Source organism: Corynebacterium freneyi, from assembly GCF_030408835.1.
GTDB classification, from domain to species: Bacteria; Actinomycetota; Actinomycetes; order Mycobacteriales; family Mycobacteriaceae; genus Corynebacterium; species Corynebacterium freneyi.
On sequence record NZ_CP047357.1, the window covers coordinates 2,694,799 to 2,720,241 of the forward strand.

The 25,443-nt window shown below is 70.1% G+C and carries 19 protein-coding genes and 1 tRNA gene; 12 read left to right on the forward strand and 8 right to left on the reverse strand.

What is annotated here, in order from left to right; all coding sequences use genetic code 11:
* The first annotated feature begins 34 nt into the window (after positions 1 to 34).
* The gene (locus tag CFREN_RS12090) at positions 35 to 928 is read left to right on the forward strand and encodes a fructose bisphosphate aldolase (RefSeq protein WP_168161406.1); all 894 of its coding nucleotides are present in this window, start codon (positions 35 to 37) and stop codon (positions 926 to 928) included.
* Between the two features lie 89 nt (positions 929 to 1,017).
* Here the strand turns inward: CFREN_RS12090 and CFREN_RS12095 are convergent, their stop codons facing one another.
* On the reverse strand, positions 1,018 to 1,857 hold the full coding sequence (locus CFREN_RS12095) for a carbon-nitrogen hydrolase family protein (protein ID WP_209651724.1): 840 nt from the start codon (positions 1,855 to 1,857) through the stop codon (positions 1,018 to 1,020).
* A 120-nt stretch (positions 1,858 to 1,977) separates the two neighbouring features.
* Between CFREN_RS12095 and CFREN_RS12100 the strand changes: the two genes are divergently transcribed.
* Positions 1,978 to 2,271 (forward strand): hypothetical protein, encoded by a 294-nt coding sequence (locus CFREN_RS12100; protein ID WP_209651722.1) that lies wholly within the window; start codon positions 1,978 to 1,980, stop codon positions 2,269 to 2,271.
* The gene (locus CFREN_RS12105) at positions 2,253 to 3,689 is read left to right on the forward strand and encodes an alpha/beta hydrolase (RefSeq protein WP_209651719.1); all 1,437 of its coding nucleotides are present in this window, start codon (positions 2,253 to 2,255) and stop codon (positions 3,687 to 3,689) included. Before CFREN_RS12100 ends, CFREN_RS12105 begins: the two co-directional genes overlap by 19 nt.
* 68 nt (positions 3,690 to 3,757) lie before the next feature.
* Here CFREN_RS12105 and CFREN_RS12110 read toward each other — a convergent pair whose 3' ends face one another.
* The 4 genes from CFREN_RS12110 to dnaK form a co-directional block, all read right to left on the reverse strand.
* Entirely contained in the window at positions 3,758 to 4,099 is a 342-nt protein-coding gene (locus CFREN_RS12110) for a heat shock protein transcriptional repressor HspR (RefSeq protein WP_239253106.1), read from the reverse strand.
* Between the two features lie 141 nt (positions 4,100 to 4,240).
* Positions 4,241 to 5,452 (reverse strand): molecular chaperone DnaJ, encoded by a 1,212-nt coding sequence (dnaJ, locus tag CFREN_RS12115; protein WP_209651716.1) that lies wholly within the window; start codon positions 5,450 to 5,452, stop codon positions 4,241 to 4,243.
* A gap of 43 nt (positions 5,453 to 5,495) precedes the next feature.
* Complete coding sequence (grpE, locus tag CFREN_RS12120; RefSeq protein ID WP_070523575.1) at positions 5,496 to 6,119, reverse strand: nucleotide exchange factor GrpE; 624 nt, start codon at positions 6,117 to 6,119, stop codon at positions 5,496 to 5,498.
* A gap of 2 nt (positions 6,120 to 6,121) precedes the next feature.
* Positions 6,122 to 7,969 carry a molecular chaperone DnaK gene (gene dnaK / locus CFREN_RS12125; RefSeq protein ID WP_209651714.1) on the reverse strand — a complete coding sequence of 616 codons (1,848 nt, stop codon included), beginning with the start codon at positions 7,967 to 7,969 and terminating at the stop codon, positions 6,122 to 6,124.
* Positions 7,970 to 8,497: 528 nt separating this feature from the next.
* Here dnaK and CFREN_RS12130 point away from each other — a divergent pair.
* The 3 genes from CFREN_RS12130 (at position 8,498) to CFREN_RS12140 (ending at position 15,162) form a co-directional block, all read left to right on the forward strand.
* Entirely contained in the window at positions 8,498 to 11,971 is a 3,474-nt protein-coding gene (locus tag CFREN_RS12130) for a (Fe-S)-binding protein (protein WP_209651712.1), read from the forward strand.
* 515 nt (positions 11,972 to 12,486) lie between these two features.
* Positions 12,487 to 13,728, forward strand: coding sequence for a pyridoxal phosphate-dependent aminotransferase (locus CFREN_RS12135; RefSeq protein ID WP_209654482.1), 1,242 nt, complete (start codon positions 12,487 to 12,489; stop codon positions 13,726 to 13,728).
* 12 nt (positions 13,729 to 13,740) lie between these two features.
* The gene (locus tag CFREN_RS12140) at positions 13,741 to 15,162 is read left to right on the forward strand and encodes a YibE/F family protein (RefSeq protein ID WP_244979469.1); all 1,422 of its coding nucleotides are present in this window, start codon (positions 13,741 to 13,743) and stop codon (positions 15,160 to 15,162) included.
* Between the two features lie 26 nt (positions 15,163 to 15,188).
* On the opposite strand, the gene CFREN_RS12145 is transcribed toward CFREN_RS12140, so the two are convergent.
* Positions 15,189 to 16,532 carry a UDP-glucose dehydrogenase family protein gene (locus tag CFREN_RS12145; protein WP_070520421.1) on the reverse strand — a complete coding sequence of 448 codons (1,344 nt, stop codon included), beginning with the start codon at positions 16,530 to 16,532 and terminating at the stop codon, positions 15,189 to 15,191.
* Positions 16,533 to 17,296: 764 nt separating this feature from the next.
* Positions 17,297 to 17,869: a dCTP deaminase gene (gene dcd, locus CFREN_RS12150; protein ID WP_070520406.1), complete on the reverse strand. Its 573-nt coding sequence runs from the start codon at positions 17,867 to 17,869 to the stop codon at positions 17,297 to 17,299.
* Positions 17,870 to 18,022: 153 nt separating this feature from the next.
* Here dcd and CFREN_RS12155 point away from each other — a divergent pair.
* The 6 genes from CFREN_RS12155 to CFREN_RS12180 all read left to right on the forward strand — a co-directional run bounded on the left by CFREN_RS12155 (position 18,023) and on the right by CFREN_RS12180 (position 24,247).
* Positions 18,023 to 18,096 (forward strand) — tRNA-Gly (locus CFREN_RS12155).
* A gap of 163 nt (positions 18,097 to 18,259) precedes the next feature.
* Positions 18,260 to 18,781: a GyrI-like domain-containing protein gene (locus CFREN_RS12160; RefSeq protein WP_209651710.1), complete on the forward strand. Its 522-nt coding sequence runs from the start codon at positions 18,260 to 18,262 to the stop codon at positions 18,779 to 18,781.
* Positions 18,782 to 18,913: 132 nt separating this feature from the next.
* Entirely contained in the window at positions 18,914 to 19,519 is a 606-nt protein-coding gene (locus CFREN_RS12165; protein ID WP_209651708.1) for a class I SAM-dependent methyltransferase, read from the forward strand.
* 142 nt (positions 19,520 to 19,661) lie between these two features.
* A complete protein-coding gene (locus tag CFREN_RS12170) occupies positions 19,662 to 20,168 on the forward strand; it encodes a universal stress protein (protein WP_209651706.1) in 507 nt (168 codons plus the stop codon).
* Between the two features lie 270 nt (positions 20,169 to 20,438).
* Positions 20,439 to 20,633, forward strand: coding sequence for a DUF2613 domain-containing protein (locus tag CFREN_RS12175; protein WP_070520400.1), 195 nt, complete (start codon positions 20,439 to 20,441; stop codon positions 20,631 to 20,633).
* Between the two features lie 23 nt (positions 20,634 to 20,656).
* Positions 20,657 to 24,247 (forward strand): DUF3367 domain-containing protein, encoded by a 3,591-nt coding sequence (locus CFREN_RS12180; protein WP_209651703.1) that lies wholly within the window; start codon positions 20,657 to 20,659, stop codon positions 24,245 to 24,247.
* On the opposite strand, the gene CFREN_RS12185 is transcribed toward CFREN_RS12180, so the two are convergent.
* Positions 24,157 to 25,437, reverse strand: coding sequence for an acyltransferase family protein (locus tag CFREN_RS12185; protein WP_209651701.1), 1,281 nt, complete (start codon positions 25,435 to 25,437; stop codon positions 24,157 to 24,159). The two genes, CFREN_RS12180 and CFREN_RS12185, sit on opposite strands and share 91 nt — an antisense overlap.
* Between the last annotated feature and the right edge of the window lie 6 nt (positions 25,438 to 25,443).

A 25,443-nucleotide genomic window follows, 5' to 3' on the forward strand; every position in this document is an offset into this window, starting at 1 on the left:
TATGGCGAACACCCTTCCCGACGAAAGGACACGCATGAACGCCATTAACCCGGAGCAGGCCAAGCAGATGACCGAGGGCAAGGGCTTCATCGCCGCCCTCGACCAGTCCGGCGGATCCACCCCGAAGGCGCTCGGCCTGTACGGCGTCACCGAGGACCAGTGGAGCTCCGAGGACGAGATGTTCGACCTGGTCCACGCGATGCGCACCCGCATCATCAAGTCCCCGTCGTTCAACTCCGATCACATCATCGGCGCGATCCTGTTCGAGCAGACCATGGACCGCGACATCGACGGCATCCCCACCGCGCAGTACCTGTGGGAGAAGAAGGGCATCGTCCCGTTCCTGAAGACCGACAAGGGCCTGGCCGACAAGGCCAACGGCGTGCAGCTGATGAAGCCGTGCCCGGGCCTGGACGAGCTCCTGGAGCGTGGCGTGGCCAAGGGCATCTTCGGCACGAAGATGCGTTCCTTCATCGCCGAGGCGAACGAGGCCGGCATCAAGGAGAACGTCGAGCAGCAGTTCGACTTCGCCAAGCAGGTCCTGTCGCATGGCCTGATTCCGATCGTCGAGCCCGAGGTGGACATCCACGCCGCCGACAAGGCCGAGGCGGAGGCCATCCTGCTCGACGAGATGATCAAGCACCTCGACGCCCTCCCCGAGGACCAGCAGGTCATGATCAAGGTCTCCATCCCCTCCGTGGATGGCTTCTACACCCCGCTGGTCGAGCACCCCAAGTGCATGCGCGTCGTGGCCCTGTCCGGCGGCTACTCCCGCGAGGAGGCCAACGAGCGCCTCTCCCGCCAGCCCGGCATGATCGCCTCCTTCTCCCGCGCGCTGTCCGAGGGCCTGTCGGCCCAGCAGTCCGACGAGGAGTTCGACGCCACCATGGCCGAGTCCGTGAAGGGCATCTACGAGGCTTCGCTGTAAAGCGCGCCGCGTCAGACGAGTGACGCCCCGCCCCGGTTCTTCCGGGGCGGGGCGTTCGTCGGTTTCGCGGCTTCTTGCGGACGCGGCCCCTACTTGCGGATTTCCAGCACCGGGATGGATGTGCGGATGCGGGCGACCTCGTCGAGGTCGATGTCGGCGATGATCAGCTGCGGGTCGAACCCGGCCTTGGCCACGACGTCGCCGTCGGGGGTGGACAGGATCGAATGGCCGACGCCGACGGGTCCCTCGGGCTTGCCGGCCTTGGCGGCGCCGCCGGGGCGGGCGGCGTCGACGGCGGCGACGAAGCACGTCGAGTCCAGGGCGCGGGCGGCGACGAGGGCCTCCCATTGGCGGACCTTGCCGGGGCCGTCGTTCCACGACGCCGGCAGGGCGATGACTTCGGCGCCGCGCCGTGCCAGTTCCACGAAGTGCTCGGGGAAGCGGATGTCGAAGCACGTGGCCAGGCCGACGCGGACGGTTCGGCGGACCTCGCCGCCTCCGACGGGCACGTCGATGATCACCGTCTCCGCGCCGGGGGCGACGGTGTCGGATTCGCGGAACCCGAAGGCGTCGAAAAGCCTGATCTTGTCGTAGTGGGCGTCGACGTCGGGTCCGGTGGCCAGCAGGGTGTTGTGCACGCGGTGGATGGTCTTGCCGTCGCGTTCGACGACGTCGGCGGGGCGGAACATGCCGAGCACCACGGTGACGCCGGCATCGGCCGCGGCGGTGCGGACGGCCGTGGCGAAAGGCCCGTCGAGGGGTTCGGCGACGGTGTCCAGGCGGCCGGTGTTGAAGGCCTTCATCGTGGCTTCGGGGAAAACGACCAGGTCGGCCCGGGCGTCGGCGGCGCGGACGATGACGTCCTTGACCGCGCCGAGGTTCTCCTGGGGTTCCGCGGACAGTTCCAGCTGGGCGAGTGCGATGCGCATGTGCCCGACGGTACCGGGGTTCATCCACAGGTGGGGCGGTCTGCGGATCCATCCACAATCGGACCGTTTCCGGCGGCCGTCCGGGGTGCGCGGGCGCGCGTCGCCGGTGATCCTGCGGGCATGGAGGACACGGGGATGACGGTGAGTCCGGCTGCGCTGCGCGAGGTGGGCGAACGGTTGGCGGTGCAGGGCCATCGCGTGCGGGGGCTGGGTTTCCTGCTTGACGACGACGCGGAGATGACCGGGTCGCGGACCTGGGGAGAGTTGATGCACGGCGTAGTGCTGTGGCGGGAGGAACTCGCGGTGGAAGGCGGCGCCGTCGAAGACTTGGGGCTCGACGCGGAGGCCATCGCCACATGCGTCGAGGACTGCGACGAGGTCAACTGGGGTGCGCTGTGTCCGACATCGCGATGATCCTGGCGTGGCAGCCGGCCGATTTCGAAAAGGCGGCGCGGTCGTGGCGGGGCGCGGGCAGGCGGTTGGCGGAGGCCGCGGACACCATCGCGGAGGCTTTCGATGGGGTCCCCCTCACGCATCTCGACGGGCCGATCCGGCGGGAGGGCGAGGCGGCCGTGGTGGATCGGGCGGGCCGATTGCGGCGTGACGCCGGTGCGCTGGGCAGGTTCGCCGATGAACTCGACCGGGCCTGCGGGCGGATCACTCTGGCGCAGAAGAACCTGGCCCGGGCCATCGCCGAGGCGGAAGACGACGACTTCATCGTCGACCGCGCCACCGGCAGGGTGCTGTCCGGCGGGGCTCGGGCGACGAGCATCGCCGACGTCGGCGGCACGGCACGGGGGCTCGGCCACCACCGGAGGAACATCGCGATCCAGGTGGAACAGGCGCTCAAGGCCGACGAACGCTCCGCCGCCCAACTGCGCGCCCAGTTCCCCGCCGGCGCCCACCTGTCCACGCCGGGCCAGCCGCTCGGGCGGGTCGAAGGGTCGGCGGGGCTGCCGCCGTTGCAGGCCGCGGAAGTCGACCGGGTGCGGGAGCGGTGGGGATACGACGTCGGACGGGACGTCGAGGTGCTGGACACCGCCCCCGGGACGACCGCCGTGGCCGTCGGGGATCCGCGCACCGCCGAGCACGTCATCACCATCGTCCCGGGCACCTCGTCGACGGCCGAGGAATTGGCCGGGCACATCGAGCGGGCCCGATGGCTCCACGGCCCCGACGTCGCCGTGGTCGCCTGGACGTACGACGCTCCCCCGGGCCTGGTCAGCGCGGCGAGCAGCACTTACCACGAACGGGCGGCCACCCCGCTCCAGATGTTCCAGGCCCAGCTGGCGGACAACCCCAACGCCAAGCTCAGCGTCATGGGGCACAGCTACGGTGCGACGGTGGTGGCTCAGGCGACGCGGGGCCACGGACTGCACGCCGACGCAGTGGTGCTGGTCGGGTCACCGGGGGCCGGGCCGGGGATCCGCGACGTGCGGGACATGCGCCTGAACCGGCGCGACGGCACACCGCACCATGTCAGCGAAAACGGCCACCGCGTGGTGGCGGTGACCTCGCCGGATGACCCGATCAGGTTCGCCGGCGCATCGCCCGTCCACGGTGCGGACGTGACCACCCGGTGGTTCGGGGCGAACCGGATGGACATCTCCGATGCGGTGAAGGCGAAGGGACGCAACGGGTGGGATCTGCCCGGAAAACTGAAATCCCACACCGACGACTACTTCCCCGACCCGGATTTCCGCGACCGGCTGGAACAAAAGATGTCGACGATCCCAGGCTCCGGCCCCGGGACCGGAGCCGCGACCGGAACCGGGACCGTAACCGGAACTGAGACCGGCACCGGCCATTCCTCCGGCTCGCCGACGCGATGAGCCCCGCCGGCACGGGGCCGACGGGGCTCATTCACTGCGGACGGGCCGCGGGCGGGATCGCAGCGCGTTTAGTCCGAGCTGCGGCGGCGACGCTTGCGGGGCTCCCACATCACCACGGCGGTGGACCGGGGGACGTGGACGATCTCGCCGCGCGGGCGGCCGCGGCGGGCCTCCGCCTCGGCGAGTTTGGCGCGCAGGGCCTCGTTTTCGTTCTCGAGCTTCTCCACTCGGGCGTTGAGCTCGATGATCGACTTGATGCCCGCGAGGTTGACGCCCTCCTCCTGGGACAGACGCTGGATCTCGCGGAGCAGCGCCACATCCCGCGGGGAGTAACGGCGGCCGCCGCCGCGGGTGCGCTGCGGCGTCACCAACCCCAGGCGGTCGTAATTGCGCAGCGTCTGCGCGTGCATGCCCGCCAGGTCCGCCGCCACCGAGATGACGTACACCTCGGTGCGGGACTCGGCGCCGGCCTCCGCCCGCCCGGTGTGCTCGGCGCGTCCGGCCGCTTCGGCGGGGTCGGTGCGGGTTTCTCGTGCGGTCACGGCGCTCGCCTACTTCGCACCGGCCCAGCCGTCGCGCGGGTTGAACCCGCTGGCGCGCTCGGCCTCGACGTAGGAACGCAACGCCGACGTGGCGGCGTCATCCAGATTCGACGGCACCTGCACCCGCACGGTGACCAACAGGTCACCCGGAGTGCCGGACCGCTTGGGCACGCCACGACCGCGGACGCGCAGCGTACGGCCATCGGACGTTCCGGCGGGAACGCGGACGCGAACCTTGCCGTCCAACGTCGGCACCGTGATCGTGCCGCCCAGCGCCAGCTCGCCGAAGCTCACCGGCACCGTCACCTCCAGATCATCGCCCGTGCGGGTGAAGATCTCGTCGGGGCGGACGTGGACCTTGACGAACAGATCGCCGGCCGGACGGCCGCGCAGACCCGCCTCGCCCTGGCCCGCCAAACGGACCTTCTGGCCATCGACGACGCCCGCGGGCACCCGCACCGTGATGGTGCGGCGCCGCGTGGTCACGCCGGTGCCCGAACAATCGCCGCAGGGATCCTCGATCTTCGTGCCCTGGCCGGCGCAATCCGGGCAGGGAGACGAAAACCCGAAGGCTCCGCGCTGCTCGTTGGTGAAGCCCGACCCGTGGCAGGTGCCGCACGTCACCGGGTGAGTGCCCGGCTTCGCGCCCGACCCGTGGCACGTGGTGCACGGCGACGGATTGGTCAGCTGCAGCGGAATGGTCACGCCCTTGGCGGCCTCGCGGAAATCGAGGGTGATCTCGGTTTCCACGTCGGCGCCGCGACGCGGCCGAGCGGCTCGACCCGCCCCACCGGCGCCGCCACCGCCACCGCGGTTGACGAAACCATTGAGGAAGTCGCCGAAACCACCGCCGCCACGGCCCTCGCCGAAGATGTCGGAGACGTTGAAATCAAAGCCCCCGGCCCCTCCGGGACCGCCCGGCTGGCCCGTCGAAAAGCCGCCGCCGAAACCGCCGCCCGCGCCCGGGAAGCGGAACCCGCCCCCGGCCAACGCGGCCCGCAGTTCATCGTACTCGCGGCGCTTGTCGGCGTCGCCGACGACGGAATACGCCTCGGAGATCTTCTTGAAACGCTCCTCGGCCTTCACGTCACCGGGATGCGTGTCCGGGTGATTCTCCCGGGCAAGCTTGCGGTACGCCTTCTTGATCTCGTCTTGGCCAGCGGACTTGGAGACGCCCAAGTCCGCGTAATAGTCCTTGTCCGCCCATTCACGCTGAGTCATCGGACATCTCCTCCTTCCGTGGTTGCCACCGGACCGGGGCCGGTCAGGCGGGGTCGGCGATGATGACCATCGCCGTGCGGATCAACCGCTCGTCCAAGCGGTAACCCTTGCGCAGAACATCGCCGATGACCTTGTCGTCGCCGGTCGACGTGTCCTGCACGGCCTCGTGGATCTCCGGGTCGAACTCGTCGCCCGCGGCACCGAACTCGGTGACCTTGAGAGTGGTGAGGGTGTTGCGGAACTTGTCCGCGAACGCCTTCAGCGGCCCCTCGGCGGCCAGGTCGCCGTGCTGCTCCGCCCGGTCGAGGTCATCGGCCAGGTTCAGCAGCTCACCGGCGACGGACGCCTTGGCCAGCTCACGGTCGAGCTGACGGTCGCGATCCACGCGACGCCGGTAGTTGGCGTACTCGGCGGACACGCGCTGCAGGTCCTCGGTGCGCTCGTCGAGCTCCGCCCGCAGGCGCGACGCCTCATCATCGATGTCGCCGGCGTCCTCGGCCACGACCTCGGCCTCGACCACATCGGCGTCGGCCTGCGCGGCGGCGTCCGCGTCGACGGCACCATCGAAGGCGGCGTCATCGACGCCTTCGGCGGAGGCCGCCTCGGCGGGCCCGGCGTCCGGACCGGCGCCCCGGTCGGCGAAGGGGTTGTCGGTCGGATTCGTCATTCTTACTTGTCCTTCTCGTCCTCGTCGACGACCTCGGCATCCACGACGTTGTCGTCGGCGGCGGCGTCACCGGCCCCGCCGGCGTCGGCCTGGGTCGCGCCCTGCGCGGCCTCGGCCTCGTAGATCGCCTTGCCCATCTCCTGGGACTCGGTGGACAGCTTCTCCACCGCGGTCTTGATGGCCTCGATGTCGGTGCCCTTCAGCGCCTCGTCGACGCCCTTGGCCGCCTCCTCGACGCGGTCCTTGATGTCCTGGGACACCTTGTCCTCGTTGTCGGTGACGAACTTGCGGGTCTGGTAGACCATCGACTCCGCGGAGTTGCGGACCTCCTGCTCCTCGCGGCGCTTGCGGTCCTCCTCGGCGTGGGCCTCGGCGTCCTTGATCATCTGGTCGATCTCCTCCTGCGACAGGCCGGAACCGTCCTGGATGGTGATCGTGGACTCCTTGCCGGTGCCCTTGTCCTTGGCGGTGACGTGGACGATGCCGTTGGCGTCGATGTCGAAGGTGACCTCGATCTGCGGCACGCCGCGCGGCGCCGGGGCGATGCCGCCGAGCTCGAAGGAGCCGAGCAGCTTGTTGGCCGCGGCCATCTCGCGCTCACCCTGGAAGACCTGGATCTGCACGGAGGGCTGGTTGTCCTCGGCGGTGGTGAAGGTCTCCGAGCGCTTGGTCGGAATGGTGGTGTTGCGCTCGATGAGCTTGGTCATCACGCCGCCCTTGGTCTCGATGCCCAGGGACAGCGGGGTGACGTCGAGAAGCAGCACGTCCTTGACCTCGCCGCGCAGGACGCCGGCCTGCAGGGCGGCGCCGACGGCGACGACCTCGTCCGGGTTGACGCCCTTGTTCGGCTCACGGCCGCCGGTCATCTCCTTGACCAGGTCGGACACGGCGGGCATGCGGGTGGAACCACCGACGAGCACGACGTGGTCGATGTCCGACACCGGGATGTCCGAGTCGGCCAGCACCTGCTGGAACGGCTTGCGGGTGCGGTCGAGCAGATCCTGGGTGATCTTCTGGAACTCGGTGCGCGACAGCGTCTCCTCGAGGAACAGCGGGTTCTTCTCGGCGTCGACGGTGATGTACGGCAGGTTGATGCTGGCCTGCTGCGACGAGGACAGCTCGATCTTCGCCTTCTCCGCAGCCTCGCGCAGACGCTGCAGGGCCATCTTGTCCTTGGTCAGGTCGATGCCCTGGGCCGCCTTGAACTTGTCGACGAGCCAGTCGACGATGCGCTGATCCCAGTCGTCGCCGCCCAGCTTGTTGTCGCCGGCGGTGGCGCGGACCTCGACGACGCCGTCGCCGATCTCCAGCAGGGACACGTCGAACGTGCCGCCGCCCAGGTCGAAGACCAGGATGGTCTGGTCCTTGTCGCTCTTCTCCAGGCCGTAGGCCAGGGCCGCCGCGGTGGGCTCGTTGACGATGCGCAGGACGTTGAGGCCCGCGATCTGGCCGGCTTCCTTGGTGGACTGGCGCTCGGAGTCGGAGAAGTAGGCCGGCACGGTGATGACCGCGTCGGTGACGTCCTCGCCCAGGTAGGACTCGGCGTCACGCTTGAGCTTCATCAGCGTGCGCGCGGAGATCTCCTGCGCGGTGTACTTCTTGTCGTCGATGTCGATGCTCCAGTCGGTGCCCATGTGGCGCTTGACGGAGCGGATGGTGCGGTCGACGTTGGTGACCGCCTGGTTCTTGGCCGACTGACCCACCAGCACCTCGCCGTTCTTGGCGAAGGCGACGACCGACGGGGTGGTGCGCGAACCCTCGGAGTTCGCGATGACGACGGCTTCGCCGCCCTCCAGCACCGACACGACGGAGTTGGTGGTGCCCAGGTCGATACCGACTGCACGTCCCATGATTGATGTCCTCCTGTTTGCGGGGCCGGTTCGCGACCCACGTTCGTTTGTTCTCAGTTGCTTGACGTTGACGTTAAGCGTCCGGGGCTCAAGTTTGCCGAAGGGCCCGATTCGCGTCAAGCTCGGGAGCCCTCTTCTTGAGTGCCATCCACTCAACCTTGCACCCAGCACAACGGACGCCTTCCCAAAGTTGTTCCCACCAGACTCAACTTTTGCATGTGATTCGCATCACACCCGATTTTCGCGGCCACCCCTCGCCTCCCCACGCCGCCCCCATTGCTTTACGACGACCCGCCGTCACGCGGATCGTCGTAAAGCGCGTAAGGCAAACACCGGATGACATTAAGTCATGAAAATGTGCGCAAAATCTCCACCAGCGGGACTTCACGCACCCCGACCCCCATTTGCGATACCCGTTCGACCTGCCATGACGCTCGTGATATACCTCACAAGAGAACTATTTACGTCCACCCGTCACCCACGGGCGGACACTCAGCCATTGTTCACGCCGACACTGTTAGGAACGTCATGAGCGTGCTTCATCTCGCAGCCGACACCGCCGGCGATGCCGTGACCTCGAACGGGTTCACCATCACCGTCGGTTTCATCGGCCTGCTGCTGTCCCTGCCCTGCTGGTTCGTGTTCATCAAGGGCTTCGCGCACATGGTCCGCACGATCATGGTCGGCCAGAAGACCTACGGACACACCGGCGAATGGGGTGCCCGAATCTGGACCACGATCAAGGAGATCGTCGGCCACACCAAGATGGCCAAGAAGCCCGGCGTCGCCGTGGCCCACTGGTTCGTCATGGTCGGCTTCCTCCTCGGATCCCTCGTCTGGTTCGAGGCGTACATCCAGACCTTTTGGCCCGCCGGCGGCTGGCCGATCCTGAAGGACCTCGCGGCCTGGCACTTCATCGACGAGCTGCTGGGCCTGGGCACCACCCTGGGCATCCTGACGCTGATCATCGTGCGTCAGACAAACCTGGGCAAGGAACGCCTGAGCCGCTTCTACGGCTCCAACGCCAAGGCCGCCTACTTCGTCGAGGCCGTCGTCCTCATCGAGGGCCTGGGCATGATGTTCGTCAAGGCCGCCAAGCTGGCCACCTACGGCGACGGCACCGTCCACTGGACCGATTTCGTCACCGGCTGGATCGCCAAGATCCTCCCCGCGTCCCCCGAGTTCGTGTCGATCATGGCCCTGATCAAGCTGCTGTCCGGCATGGTCTGGCTGTTCGTCGTCGGCCGCAACCTCACCTGGGGCGTCGCCTGGCACCGCTTCCTCGCGTTCGCCAACATCCTGCTCAAACGCAACGCCGACGGCTACAACGCCCTCGGCGGCGCCAAGCCGATGACCTCCGACGGCGAGATCCTCAACCTGGAGGAGGCCGACCCCGAGGTCGACTCCATGGGCACCGGCGTGGTCACCGACCACTCCTGGAAGGCCCTGCTGGACTTCACGTCCTGCACCGAGTGCGGCCGCTGCCAGGAGCAGTGCCCGGCGTGGAACACCGCCAAGCCGCTGTCGCCGAAGCTGCTGGTCAACCAGCTGCGCGACCACGCCTACCAGTCCGCCCCGTACCTGCTGGCCAACAAGAAGGCCGGCGTCGAGGGCGAGGAGGCGGCCGAGGCGTCGCCGCTGCTGACCCTGCCGCTGGTCGGCGAGGGCGACGCCGGCGTCATCGACCCGGACGTCCTGTGGTCCTGCACCAACTGCGGTGCCTGCGTCGAGCAGTGCCCGGTCGACATCGAGCACATCGACCACATCGTCGACATGCGCCGCTACCAGGTGCTCGTCGAGTCGGACTTCCCGACCGAGCTGGCCGGCCTGTTCAAGAACCTCGAGACCAAGGGCAACCCGTGGGGCCAGAACGCCTCCACGCGCGCCGACTGGATCAACGAGGTCCGCCAGGATGGCGTCGTCGTGCCCGTGTGGGGCGAGGACGTCGAAAACTTCGACGACACCGAGTACCTCTTCTGGGTCGGCTGCGCCGGCGCGTACGACGACAACGCCAAGAAGACCACCAAGGCCGTCGCGGAGATGCTCTACACCGCGGGCGTGAAGTTCACGGTCCTGTCGCAGGCCGAGGGCTGCAACGGCGACTCCGCTCGCCGCGCCGGCAACGAGTTCCTGTTCCAGATGCTGGCCGAGCAGAACATCGAGCAGCTCGGCGAGGTGTTCGAGGGCGTGCCGCCGAAGCAGCGCAAGATCGTCGTGACCTGTGCGCACTGCTACAACACGTTCAAGAACGAGTACCCGGAGCTCGGCGGCAACTACCAGGTGGTCCACCACACGCAGCTGCTGAACCAGCTGGTGCGCGAGAACCGTCTGCAGCCGGTCGCCTCCGGCCAGGGCCGTCAGGTCACCTACCACGACCCGTGCTTCCTGGGCCGCCACAACAAGGTCTTCGAGGCGCCGCGTGAGCTGATCGGCGCGTCGGGCGCGAACCTGGTGGAGATGCCGCGCAACAAGAACACCGGCTTCTGCTGTGGTGCCGGTGGTGCGCGCATGTGGATGGAAGAGACCATCGGCCAGCGCATCAACGTCAACCGCACGGAAGAGGCGGTGGCGACCGGCGCGTCCGCCATCGCGATCGGCTGCCCGTTCTGTAAGACGATGATGTCCGACGGCGTCAACAACGTCGTCGAGGATGACGACAAGAAGCCCGAGGTTGTGGACATCGCCCAGATGATCCGCGATTCCGTGCTTGTCGACGGTGCCCTGCCACCGGCCCGCGAGCCCGAGTGGCTGCAGCAGCCGGAGCGCGGTTGGGTCGACACCGAGGCCATCGAGGCCGAGGAGCGCGCCCGCGCCGAGGAGGAGGCCGCCAAGAAGAAGGCCGCCGAGGAGGCCGAGGCGAAGAAGAAGGCCGATGCCGCGAAGAAGGCCGCCGCCGGTGGCGCGGCCGGTGCCGCCGCCGCTGGTGCCGGTGCGGCCGCCAAGGCCGGTGCTCCGGCACCGGGTGGTGCGCCCAAGCCGGGCGGTGCCAAGGGTGGTGCCCCCGCCCCGGGCGGTGCCCCCAAGCCGGGCGGTGCCCCCAAGCCGGGCGGTGCCCCCGCCCCGGGCGGTGCGCCCAAGCCCGGTGGCGCCAAGGCCGGTGCTCCGGCGCCGGGCGGTGCGCCCAAGCCGGGTGGAGCCCCCGCCCCGGGTGGTGCGCCCAAGCCCGGTGGCGCCAAGGGTGGTGCTCCGGCGCCGGGCGGTGCGCCCAAGCCGGGTGGAGCCCCCGCCCCGGGTGACGCTCCGGCGCCGGGCGGTGCGCCCAAGCCGGGTGGCGCCAAGGGTGGTGCTCCGGCGCCGGGCGGTGCGCCCAAGCCGGGCGGTGCCCCCGCCCCGGGTGGCGCCAAGAAGGGTGCCCCGGTTCCGGGTGGCGCCAAGGCCGCCGCCCCGACCGCCCCCGCCGCAGCCCCCGAGGCCGAGGTTCCCGCCGAGCCGCAGGCCGAGGCCCCGAAGACCGCCGGTGGCGCGCCCGTCCCGGGTGGCGCTCGCCGCGGTGCTCCGGTGCCGGGCGGTGCCCGCAAGGCCGCTCCGGCCGCCGCTGCCCCTGCCCCGCAGGCCGAAGAGTCGCCGGCTGAGGAAGCCCCCGCCGAGCCGACCGAGGCTCCGCAGGAGGCCCAGGCCGAGCAGCCCGAAGCCGAGGCCACCGCCGCCGCAGAGCAGCCGACCACGTCGCGCGGCGTGCCGCTGCCGGGTGGCGCCCGCCGCGGTGCCCCGGCGCCGGGCGGTGCCCGCAAGGCCGCTCCGGCCGCCGCAGCCCCGGCCCCGCAGGCCGAGGAGACGCCGGTCGACGAGGCTCCGTCCGAAGAGGCCCCGGCTGAGGAAGCCCCGCAGGCCGACACGCCCGCCGACGCGCCCGCCGAGCCGGTCGAGGAGACCCCCGAGGCACCCGAGGCCGAAACCCCGGCCGCCGAGGCCCCGGCCGCTCCCGCCGCCCCGGCCACCGACATGCCCCGCAACGACAAGGGCGTCCCGCTCCCGGGATTCTCGCGGCGCAACGCCCGGTGATGACGTGACCGGGACGTCGTAAAGCATCCCGGAAAAAGCGAAGGAGGAGGTTCCACCCGGAACCTCCTCCTTTCGCATGCGCCCCGACCACTACGCGCGCACGAATCGCCCGAAACGACTCACCGCGCCCTGGGCAAACGCCGCGAAAAGTGAGTCGTTCTGGGCGATTCTCCGCCAACCGACGGGCCCCGCGAAGCCACCCCGGCCGACACCCGGACCACCGGAACACTTCTCCCCGGGTCACCCGAAGTGGCAGACTCTAACGCGTGAACAACCAGAAGCGCCCCCAGGACCAGCCGGGCAACCCGGACACCGCCAACCCCGCGACCGACGCGACCGCCGCCCCCGCGCCCACCGCCGACGCCGCCGCAACCGCCGCTTCTGACGCCGCCGACCACGCCACCGCCCCCGACCCCGCCGAGGTCAAGGAAAAGGCGCTGCGCAAATCCGCCGAACTGCTGCGCGCCGCCCGCGCCGAACAAACCCGCGCCGCCCGCGTCGCCCAACGCCGCGGCATGGACCACCCGCGCCGCACCCCGCTGAAGCCCCTCGACCAGTCGTCGAAGCTGCGCAACGTCCTCTACGACATCCGCGGCCCCGTGTCGACGCTGGCCGAGCAGATGGAGGCCGACGGCCACCGCATCATGATGCTCAACACCGGCAACCCCGCGAAATTCGGCTTCGACGCCCCCGACACCATCGTCCAGGACATGGTCCGGGCGCTGCCGCACGCGCAGGGCTACTCCGAGTCGAAGGGCATCTACTCGGCCCGACGCGCCGTCGTCACGCGCTACGAAATGGACCCCACCTTCCCCCGCTTCGACGTCGACGACGTGTGGCTGGGCAACGGCGTGTCCGAACTGATCTCCATCGTGACGCAGGCGCTGCTCGACGAAGGCGATGAAGTCCTCATCCCCGCCCCCGACTACCCGCTGTGGACCGCCGCGACGACGCTGGCCGGCGGCAAACCCGTGCACTACCGCTGCGACGAGGAACAGGACTGGGCGCCGGACCTGGAGGACATCCGGTCGAAGATCACGGACCGGACGAAGGCGATCGTCATCATCAACCCGAACAACCCGACCGGCGCCGTGTACGGCCGGCAGGTGCTGGAGGGCATCGTCGACATCGCGCGCGAACATTCGCTGCTGCTGCTGTCCGACGAAATCTACGACCGCATCCTCTACGACGACGCCGAGCACATCTCGACGGCGTCGCTGGCCCCGGACCTGCTGTGCATCACGTTCAACGGCCTGTCGAAGACGTACCGCGTCGCCGGCTACCGCGCCGGCTGGATGGTGCTGACCGGTCCGAAGCGCCACGCGGAGGGTTTCATCGAGGGCATCAACCTGCTGGCGTCGACGCGCCTGTGCCCGAACGTGCCGGCGCAGCACGGCATCCAGGTGGCGTTGGGCGGCTACCAGTCCATCGAGGATCTGATCCTGCCGGGCGGGCGGCTGCTGGAGCAGCGCAACGTCGCGTGGGAGGGGCTCAATTCGATTCCGGGCGTGAGCTGCGTGAAGCCGATGGGCGCGATGTACGCGTTCCCGAAGCTGGACCCGGAGGTCCACGAGATCCACGACGACGAGAAGCTGATGCTCGACATCCTGCGGGAGGAGAAGATCCTCATGGTCGGCGGCACGGGCTTCAACCTGCCGACGCCGGATCATTTCCGCATCGTCACCCTGCCGTGGGCGCGTGAGCTGCGGGAGGCCATCGAGCGCCTGGGCAACTTCCTCGCCAGCTACAAGCAGTAGGGGTTTTTCGACATGGGGCGGCATTCGCGGGTAGAGGTTTCTTCGCTTGACGACGGCCCGTCGTCACGCAGGTCCGGCGCGGAGGCGTCGGCGGGCGGCGGGACGTCGGGCGGGGCGATGGCGCGGCGGGTGTTGGCCGCGTTCCTCGCCGTCGCCGGCGTCGCAGCACTGGTGGGGTTGGCGGTGCTGTGGCCCCGCGGCGAAGCGCCGGAGCCGGGCCCGGGTTTCCGCGATTCGCAGTCGATGGCGGCGCAGTCGTACCCCGGGCGCGTCGCCGGCGTGACCACGGGGGCGTGCGGGTCGCCGGATGCGGGCGTGGCCTTCGACGAAACCCCGCAGCCGGCGCCGCAGCTGCCGCAGGCGCCGCAGGCGCCGGGCGTGCCCGCACCGTCGGCGGATCCCGGGGCTGCCGAGGCGCCCGGGGCGGCGGGAGCAGCGGGGATGCCTGGGGCGGCGGGTGATCTGCGGCGCGAGTGCGACCTGGTGATCATCGACATCGACGGCGGCCCGGACGAGGGGCGCCACACCCTGCTGGAAATGTCGGGCCAGCCCGGCGAGCCCGAGCTCGAGGAGGGCACGAAGATCCACCTGACGTCGCACGCCATCGGCGGCGACCAAACCCGTTACGCGTTTTTGGACATCAACCGCGCCACGTCCGTGTGGGCGTGGGTGGCGGTCACCGCGCTGGCCATCGTCGTCGTGGCGGCGTGGCGGGGCGTGCGCGCCATCGCCGGCCTGGTGCTGACGCTGGCCGTCGTCGGCTTCTTCCTCATCCCCGCGTTGCTGCGCGGCGGCCCGCCGGTGGCGCTGTCGCTGGTCACCGGCGCCGTGGTGCTCTTCCCCGTCATGTTCCTCGTCCATGGCGTCAACTGGAAGTCGGCGGCGGCCCTCGGCGGCACGCTGACCTCGTTGGCCGCGGCGGCGGGGCTGGCGCATCTGGCCATCGGCGGCGCGGATCTGCGGGGGCTGGCGGATGATTCGAACCTGCTCATCCAGCTGTACCTGCCCGCCGTCAGCGTCACCGGCCTCATGCTCGCGGGCTTCATCGTCGGTGCGCTGGGCGTGCTCAACGACGTCACCATCGCCCAGGCGTCCACCGTCACCGAACTCGCCGAAGCCGACCCGGACGCCGGGCCGCTGGAGCTGTTCGCGTCGGCGATGAGGGTGGGCCGCGACCACATCGCGTCGATGGTCTACACGCTGGTGTTGGCCTACGTCGGCGCCTCGTTGCCGATGACGCTGCTGCTGTCGGTGGCGGAACGCCCGCTCATGCAGGTGCTGACCTCGGACATCGTCGCCACCGAATTGCTGCGCTCGGCCATCGGCGCCCTCGGCCTGACGCTGGCGGTGCCGGTGACCACGGCGATCGCGGCGGTGACGGCCCAGGTCAGGGAACAGGCGAACGCCCCGGCTCAGGCGAGGACCCGGGCTTAGACGGGCACGGGCTTAGGCGCCCGTCGTCAGTTGCCGCGCCCCAGGCAGGTGACGTCCCAACCGGCGGCGCGCCACTCGTCGACGGGCAGGCAGTTGCGGCCGTCGATGAGCTTCTTCGCCGCCACCCACTCCCCCGCGGCCACCGGGTCGAGGTTCCGGAACTCGTCCCACTCGGTGGCCACGGCGACGATCTCCGCGCCATCGAGGGCATCGGCGACGGACTCGCGGTAATCCAGCGTCGGGAAGACCTTGCGCGCATTGTCCATGGCCTGCGGGTCATACACCCGCACCGCCGCACCGGCCAGCGACAGCGAACCGGCGATCGACAGCGCCGGAGAGTCCCGGACGTCGTCGGAGTCCGGCTTGAACGCCGCACCCAGCACCGCAACCTGACGGCCCAGGACATTGCCGCCGAACGCCTGCTTGACCAGGCCGACCGCCTTCTCGCGGCGGCGCATGTTGATCGCGTCGACCTCCCGCAGGAACGTCATCGCCTGGTCGGCGCCGAGCTCGCCGGCACGCGCCATGAACGCGCGGATGTCCTTCGGCAGGCAGCCGCCGCCGAAGCCGAGACCCGCGTTGAGGAAGCGACGGCCGATGCGCGGATCCATGCCGATCGCGTCGGCGAGCACCGTGACGTCGGCGCCGGTGGTCTCGCAAATCTCGGAGACCGCGTTGATGAACGAGATCTTCGTCGCCAGAAACGCGTTGGCCGACACCTTGACCAGCTCGGACGTCGCCAGGTCGGTGACGATCATCGGGGTGCCGCGGTCGAGGATCGGGGCGAAGCACTCGCGGGTCGCGGCCTCGGCGCGGGTCGAGTTCGCGCCCAGGCCCAGCACCATGCGGTCCGGTTCGAGGGTGTCCTTCACCGCATGGCCCTCGCGGAGGAACTCGGGGTTCCACGCCAGGTCGACCGTCGCGACGGGCTCACCGTCGCCGGAGCGGGCGGCGATGAGCGCGTCGGCCCGCTCCTGCAGCCGCTGCGCCGTGCCCACCGGCACCGTCGACTTGCCCAGGATCACGTGGTCGCCGGTGATGTGCTTGGCCAGCTCGTCGATGACGGCGTCGACGTACCGCACGTCGGCGGCGTTGGAGCCCTTCACCTGCGGGGTACCCACCCCGACGAAATGCAGTTCGGCGAACTCTGCGGCCTCGTCGTAGTCCGTCGTAAAGCGAAGGGCCCCGGAGTCGACGTGCTTGCGCAGCAGCTCGGGCAGGCCCGGCTCGTAAAACGGCACGCGCCCCTGCGACAGCGCTTCGATCTTGGCGGGGTCGACGTCGACGCCGAGGACTTCGTGCCCCAGCTCGGCCATGCACGCGGCATGGGTCGCGCCCAAATATCCGGTTCCGATGACGGTCATACGCATACCGGCCAGTATGAAATACCTTGCGGCGCACCGCGAGTTGACGACTGCCCCCGTTTTCCGCCCCCACCAGCATTAACTGCCCGTTCACCTATGCATCACCGGAGCATTACACAGGCGGCCCCGGCAGTTCATCGGGCAGGGCGGGCGCGTCGGAAAGTACTGCCACCGCTTCGCGAATCCGCAGGTCGGCATTTTCCGGCGCCGCAGATTGTTGGGTTTGCCACCGCCCGCGCCGCACCGAACCCCGCGCCGCACCGAACCCCGCGCCGCACCGTGCCGCACTTCCGCGCCGCACCACGCACCGCACCGAAGCTTCGCGCCAGCCCCTCCGCGCCACGAGCCGGCCAGAGCACGTCCAATTCGACAAATGCAGCCTCACACCGAATGAACGGCGGTAAATACCCAGGTGGCGAAATCGCGTGGCTGCATTTGTCGTATTCGCAGCGGCCCGACGGCGACCCAGCGGCGGTTGGACGACGGCGCGTGAGGTTGTCGCACGCGCAGCAGACCGGCGGCGACTCAACGGTGGGTCGACGGCGGTTCGACGGCGGCGCTTCTGCTTGCGTCTGCTTTACGACGGCCCGGCCGCCCGCCAACCCCACCAAATCGCATCGGCGCCCGCCTTCCCGTCGCCCGAAGGGAAGGGGCGGACGTCGGTGAGGTCGACCGTCGTCAAGCAAAGCCCGTCAAGCAAAGCCCGGCGCGCAGGCGAGCGAACCCGTCAACGCCGCAGCCGCCACGGCAAGGAACACCGCACTACCCGACTAGCGGAAGTTCAGGTACGCCTTCGACGGCGTCGGGCCACGCTGCCCCTGGTACTTCGAACCCAACGCCCCGGAACCGTAGGGCACCTCCGCCGGCGAAGTCATGCGGAACAGCGCCAACTGCCCGACCTTCATGCCCGGCCACAACGAAATGGGCAGGTTCGCCACGTTCGACAGCTCCAACGTGATGTGCCCCGAAAAACCCGGGTCGATGAAACCCGCGGTGGAGTGCGTCAGCAGGCCCAGGCGCCCCAGCGACGACTTGCCCTCCAGGCGACCGGCCAGATGCGGCGGAATGGTGAACTTCTCCAACGTCGACGCCAACACGAACTCGCCCGGATGCAGCACGAACGCCTCGTCCCACGGCACCTCGCGCAGCGTGGTCAGCTCCTCCTGCGGCAACTTCGGATCGATGTGCGTGTACCGCGAATTGTTGAACACGCGAAAAAACTGATCCAGGCGGACGTCAATCGACGACGGCTGGATCATCTCCTCGTCCAACGGCTCAATGCCCAGGCGGGCGTCATCGTCGGACGAGAGGGCGGCGCGGATGTCACGGTCGGAAAGCAGCACGCCACCACCCTACAGCCAGGGCGACGGAACACCGGCGGGCCGTCGCAAAGCATCCGGAACCGCAGCAGCCGGGGCTTTTGTCGGCCAGCCCCGCCGCGGTGCTACATTATGGGCGGAAAGAGATCGCCGACACCGACGGCGACCGTCCTTCTCGCCGATGTAGTTCAATGGTAGAACTCCTGCTTCCCAAGCAGGCGGCGCGGGTTCGATTCCCGTCATCGGCTCCACGAAAAGCCCCCGACCTGCGACAACAGGCCGGGGGTTTTCGCATTGCAGGGGTCGAAACCCGCGCTACCCCACATAATCCCCACTCATTGGCCCGCGACCGACGCAGTGCGAGCGTGCCTTTCCGCGCTCCCACCGGGGTTTATCGCGCGTATTCTCGACGCCATGACCGACCCGCGCCGCCCCACCGACGCCACCTTCACCATCGACGAATCGCGCGCGGTGCCCACCGCCGTCGTCCGCGCCTCCGACATCACGCAGGACGACGTCGCCCCGCTTTTCGACGCCGCCTTCGGCGCAATGTTCCCCGCCCTCGCCGCCGTCGGCCAATCCCCCGCCGGAGCCCCGTTCGCCCTGTACCCGCGAGCCGCCGACGACTGGAGCCGATTCGACATCGAAATCGGCGTGCCGCTGCACTCACCGCTGGCCGACACCATCGCCGCGCCGACCGCCGACGGCCGCAACCTCGCCGTCGAACCGTCCGAACTTCCCGCCGGCAAAGTCGCCTCGACGCTGCACCGCGGCGACTACGACGGCCTCGGCCCGGCATGGCGAAGCTTCACCGACGAACTCGTCGCCGCCGGCCACACCCCGACCCTGCCCCGCTGGGAGGTCTACCTCACCGCGCCGACGCCGGACTCCGACCCGGCGGACGCGAGCACGGGGATGAACACCCGCGTGGAGTGACGCCGGGACGACTGCTGCGGCGACTGCCGCGTGCGACCGCCGCGAGCGACCGATGCGGGCGACTGCTGCGGTCACGCCACGCGCAGCCGCAGCGACGCAGGGCGCGATACCCCGTCGGGTATGGTCGCGGGCATGGACAGTCACGGCTGGGACCAGCGATTCACCGACAACCCGAACCACTTCGGCACGGACCCGAACACGCTGCTGAAACGGCACGTCTCCGGACTGGCTCCGGGCACCGCCGCCGACGTCGGCTGCGGGCAGGGGCGCAACACCGTCTGGCTGCTCGACCGCGGTTGGGACGTCACCGCCGTCGACTTCTCCGAGGTCGCGCTGCGCCACACCCGCGAGGCCGCGCAGGCCGCGCGGGAAACACAGGAACCGCAGACCGCCGGCACGACCCCCGCCTTGACCACGGTGCAGGCCGACGTATCCGAGTGGCGGCCGACGGACACCTTCGACCTGGTCGTCGCGGCGTATCTGCATCTTCCGTCGGAGAAACTGCGCGCCACCTGGCGGCACCTGGCCACCGTCACCGCCCCGGGCGGCACCCTCGTGGCCATCGGCCACGACCGCGCCAACCGCGGCAACGGCCCGAAGGATCCGGACGTTCTCTTCCATGCGGACGACGTCGTCGCCGCGCTGCCGGACACGTGGACCGTCGACGTCGCCGAAGCCGTCGACCGCGGCGAAGGCTCCATCGACGCCCTCGTCGTCGCGACGGCGCCGCACACCTGACGCCTCGCTTCTCCCGCGCGACCACCCCGGCGGCGGCCGGCGAGCGCGCTTCCCGCACGCAACATCCCGCGCGCAACCGCGCCACGGCCCGCCCCTCCGGGGTTAACCTGGAAGGGACACGTCAGCCAGAAGGAGACACCCGATGCCCGACGACCGCACCCCCGCCACCCCCGACGCCGCCGAGCGGCCCGATTCGATGCTCATCGCCTACGACGGTTCCGACGAGGCCCGTCGCGCGATCGAGTGGGCCGGTTCGCTGCTGTCGGTGCGCACGGCGTACATCCTCACCGCCTGGGAGCCGCTGCAGCGTCAGGCCGCCCGCACCGCCGGGGCGTCCGGGATGATGCAGCCCGATTGGGATTCCAGCGTCGCCGACGACGATCCCGCCCACGAGGAGGCGAAGCGCATTTGCCGCGAGGGCGTCGAGATCGCCGCGTCGGCGGGCTTCACCGCCGAGCCGTACCTCGTGGAGTCGGAGACGACGATTTGGTCGGCGATCGTCGATGCCGCGCGGGATCTCGACGCGGGCGTCATCGTGTCGGGCACGCGCGGCAATTCGGGCCTGCGGGGCCTGTTGTCGTCGTCGACGGCGGATGCGGTGCTCAAGAACGCGGGTCGCCCGGTACTCATCGTTCCGCCGCCGAAGTAGTTCGGACGGGTTGCGTGACGACGGCTCGTCGTCACGCATGAAAGGCCGAATCGTGCGCCACGGCCACTGGGCGCGCATGCGTTGCGGAAGTGGCGTACGGTGCAGAAGTGATGGCTGCGGGGTTCGGCGAACGGTAACGGCCCGACAACGAAGGGCCTCCTCACCTGGGGTGACCCGAAACTTCCCCCGATTTCGCCGAAACTTCCCCCCGGCGCCAACGATGGTCTACAGTTGCGACCATTCCCAGAACACTTACTTCGAGGAGTGAACATGCCCTACGAAAACGAGTCGGAGCAGCGCCGCACGTTGGGCCCGGCCATGGCCAGTGCCCTTGTCGGTGCTCTCCTCGGCGGCGCCATGATCTTCGGCGTCGCGCAGGTCACCCAGGAGTCCGAGATCCCCGAGGCGCAGGCCGTCTCCGCGGATGAGGCCCTGATGGGCGGGGTCGAGTACGGCGAGCGCTGATCGCGCACCCTTACCGTCCCGCCATGCCCGCCGCCGATCAACGCACGCCCACGCGCGCCTTGGCCGGATGGTGGGCATTTCTGTGTCTGCTGGCGTTCATCCAGGCCCCCGGCCGGATCGTCGCCGACACCAAACATGACCTGACGGCCAACCCCGGCGGCTTCCTCGAGCGGTCGCTGAGCATGTGGTCCGAGGTCATGCCGCTGGGCCAGCTGCAGAACCAGGCCTACGGTTACCTTTTCCCGCAGGGCGCGTTTTTCGCGCTGTTCGACCTGCTGCCCGATGCGGTCTGGCCCGATTGGCTGACGCAGCGCCTGTGGTGGTGTCTGCTGCTGTGCCTGGCCTTCACCGGTTTCCTCCGGGTCGCGGAGGTCGCCGGCATCGGGTCGCGGTCGTCGCGGATTCTCGCGGCGCTGCTCTACGCGCTGTCACCGCGCATCCTGACCACCCTCGGCGCGATTTCGTCGGAGGCGTGGCCGGTGGCGCTGGCCCCGTGGATCCTGCTGCCGCTGCTGGCGGTGGCGCGCCGGCCGGAGGCGGTGGGCTGGAAGTTCGCGGCCCGGGCGGTGCTGTTGTCCGGGCTGGCGGTGCTGTGCACGGGCGCCGTCAACGCGGTGGGCACCGCCGCAGCCTGCGTCCCCGCCGCCCTGGTCCTGGTGTTCACGGGTTTTTCGGGGCCGCGCCGCAAACGGGCGTGGGCGATGTTCGCCGGTTGGCTCGCCGCCTGCGCCGCGGTGAGCATCTGGTGGATCGTGCCGCTGCTCATGCTCGGTTCCTACTCGCCGCCGTTCACCGACTACATCGAGTCGTCGGGCGTGACCACCCGGTGGCTGAACCTCGGCGAGACGCTGCGCGGCGCGACGTCGTGGGCGCCGTTCGTGTCGTTGGAGCGCGTCGGCGGCAATGCGATCGTCTCGGAGCCGATCCTCATCCTGGCCACGATGGCCGTCGCCGCGATCGGCCTGGTCGGCCTGGCGATGGGGTCCATGCCGTGGCGCCGCGCATGGTTGCTCCTGGCGTTGGTGGGCCTGGCGTCGATGGCGGCGTGGACGGATCCGTTCGCGCCCCTGGGCGAGTGGGGGCGTTCGCTTCTCGACGGCCCGCTCGCCGCGCTGAGGAACCTGCACAAGATGGATGCGACGCTGAGGCTGCCGTTGATGCTGGGCGTCGCGCATGCCACTGCGCTGTTGCCGTGGCCGGGGTCGATCCGCGGCGGGGACGGCCGGGACGGCGCGGACGACACGAAGAACGCGCGGAAGGAGCTGCTGGACAAGTGGCTCCATCCGGAAAAGCACCGGTCGGTGGTCGCGGCGATGCTCGTCCTCGTCGTCGCGGCCGGCGCCACCGCCCCCGCGTGGAGCGCGCGCCTGGCCCCGACGGGCGCCTACGACCGGGTGCCGTCGCATTGGGTCGAGGCGGCCGAGTGGCTCGACGACAACGCCGGCGGGGCGCGCACGCTCATCGCCCCGGCCATGCCCTTCGCCGACATGGACTGGGGTTTCACCCGCGATGAGCCGCTGCAGCCGCTGGTCGACGTGCCGTGGGTCGTCCGCGACGCGGTGCCGCTGGTGCCGCCGGAGGCGATCCGCGGCCTCGACGGCGTCCAGGATCAGCTCGACCGCGGCGAGGGCGTCGAGTCGCTGGCCGCGACGCTGCGCAACCAGGGCATCGGCTATGTGCTGGTGCGTTCGGACGTGCGGCCGTTCAACCGCGGCACGAGCCTGCGGGATCTTCGCGCCACGCTGGAGGCATCGCCGGGCATCGAGCGCGTCGCGGAATTCACCCACGGCGGCGACGACGCCCCGAAGGGCGCGGTGTCCGGCACCCCGCCCGTCGCGGTGACCATCTGGGCCGTCGACGGCGGCGCCGACGCGTTGGCGCCGCGCATGGTGGAGACGTCCTCGGTGCCGCTGGTGTCCGGCGGCCCGGAGGTGCTGGCCCGCCTCGACGAAATCGACCGCGACGCGCCGGTGCGCATGCTCCACGGCGAGTCCGCAGGCACCGTCACCGACACCCCCACCCGCCGCGGCCGCAACTACGGCGAGGTCCGCGGCGCGGTCTCCGGCATCCTCGACGCGGACGAGGACCCCGGCGTGACCAACGCCGTCGCCGACTACCCGGTCTCCGGCATCGCCGAGACGCAAACCGGCACGGGCCGCGCCACGCTGAAGGCGTCGTCGTCGGCGTCCGACCCGTACAACGCCGGCGGCGCCCGCCCCGAGCATTCGATCAACGCCCTGGTCGACGGTGATCCGACGACGTGGTGGGAGCCGCGCGCCGGCACGGGCGGGCAGGCCGAGTGGATCGAGATCGTGCCCGACGAGCGCCTCGACGGCGGTCGGCTGACCATCACCGGCGCCGTCGTTCCCGCGCAGGTGCAGATCCGCGCCGGCGGCGCCTCCACGTCGAAGGCGCTGACCCCCGGCGAACCGGTGACCATGCCGCTGCCTCGCGTGGCGGGAAGCTCGGGCGCCTCGGACGGGGGCACCGACCCCGACGACGAGAAGTCCCGCGCCATCCGCATCATCGCGACCAGCGCCCCCGCGGGGTTCGCGCTGTCCGAGATCAAGCTGGAGAACTCCGCCGGCGAAGACGTCACGCCGGTCCGCGTCCCGGTCGTCCCGGACGCTTCTCCGCTGGTGCAGCGCTGGGCGTTCGGCCAGGAGATCGACGAGGGCCGGATGCGCCGCGCCTTCACCGTTCCCGAGCCGACGACGGTGACCGTCGACGCCGACACGTGCCGCACCGGACTCGACGATCCGTGGACCGAGCTCGACGACGAGCCCCTGGCCTGCGGCGATTCCGTCGATCTGGAACCGGGTCTGCACGAGATCAGCTCCCGGGCCCGCTGGGTGTCGCTGACCGGCGCGGACTTCATCGCGCCCACCCGCGAGCAGCAGGCCCCGGAGGTCGTGGCGGACTTCGCCGCTCCGGCCTCCGGCGCGTCCACCGAGATCGGCTCCGGCACCGTCGCCGCCGCCGACGCCGACCGCATCATCTACCGACCGGTCTCCGTCAACCCGGGTCAGGTGGCCACCATCGACGGCCGCGAACTCGAGCCGGTCACCGTCAACGGGTGGCAGCAGGGCTGGGTCGTTCCGGCAGGTGTGGCGGGCACCTTCACCATCGACTTCCCCGCCGCCGCGACCTGGCGCACCGGCATCGTCGCGGGCGGCGGCGTGGCGGCATTGTTCGCCCTGCTCGCCGTGGCCGTCGGTTGGGCTTGGCGACGCCCGCCCACCGACGCGACCGGCCCGGGCGCCGCGCAGCCCGCACCCGATCTGGCCCGCGCCACCACCGCCGTCGCCGGATTCGCCGTCGCCTGGCTCGTCGCCGGACTCCCCGGTGCCGCAGTCGCCGCAGTCGTGACCATGGCCGGCGTGAACCTGGCCCGACGGTTCGGCGCGGAGACCGTTCGTCGTCAAGCAATTGCCGCGACCGCCATCCTGATGGGAATCGGCGGCATCATCCTGGCCCGCGACGCATGGCCCGGCTCGGCCTACGCCGGATTCTCATGGCCGCTTCAGCTGGTGCTCACCGGCGCGCTCGTCCTCGCATCATTCGCCCAGACCCTGCCCAACCAGCGGCGGGCGGGCTCCTCCACCAACGCGTAGGACGCCGCGGCCATCGGAATGGTCAGCGCCACCGTCACCAGCGACACCGCCAGAATATGACCGTCGAAGATGCGCACCCCCAACAGCGGGAACGCCACCGACAGCATGGCCATGTGCCACAGGAAGATTCCGTACGACCAGCGGCCCAACGCCTGCATGATCGGGTGCGTCAAAAACTTCGATTCCGGGGCCAGCGCCCACGGGCCGATGATCGCCGCACCGAAGACGAAACCGCACCACGTCCGGCGCAGGAACTCCCAATTCGTCAGCTCCACCAGGCCCTCCGGCCCCATCCACGCGGCCAACCACAGCGAGGCGACGGCCAGTCCGATCCACACCCAGCGCATCCGCGCGAACCGCTGCGCCGTGGCCAACGCCCCGCGGGCGCGCTCCGACTCCGAACCCGCCAACGACTCGACCTCCGCCAGGATCATGCCCGCCGCGAACCACGAGAAGTACGCCACCGGCTGAATGTGCGGATTCACCCCCTCCGGGTACGGCAACGGCAACCACACCCACCCGAAGCTGAGCACCGACAACCCCAGCAGGCACAGAATCCGCGTGCCCTGGCGGCGCATCGGATCCAGGCCCCGCAACGCGATGGCGAACAACGGCAGCGACACGTAGAACGCCACCTCCACCGACAGCGACCACAGGTGAGTCAGTCCGCCGTGCAGCGAATCGGCGAAAAACACCTGCGTCAAGGTCAGGTTCGTCAGCCACGTGCGCAGATTCGCGCCCTCGCCCACCGGCAACGCGACGAGCACCACGACCACCAGCACCCAATACGCCGGCAGAATGCGCGCCGCTCGCTTGCGGTAGTACTTCGCCCACCCCGACGCCGACGACCCGCGCTCGCCGCCGGTGCTTCCGTCCCGGCGACGCCGCCACACCACGCCGCCCTGCCCCGCCCGGTGGCTGCGCCACAGCAGGAAACCCGACAGCGTGAAGAACACGGCCACGAAAAAGTCGAACCGGCCGAGCATCCGCTCCCACATCGCGCCGACGTCGTGGCCGGTCTGGAAAGCGACGTGCGTGCCGATGATCCCCAACGACGCCACGGCCCGCAAACCCTCCAACGCCGGCAGAAAGCCGGGACGGAAGGCGGGCCGAAACTCCGGCACGGCCTGGCCGGAGAACGCGCTTTCCCCCTGGTGGGGGGCGTTTTCCTGATTCACTCGGACGGTCATTCCCGG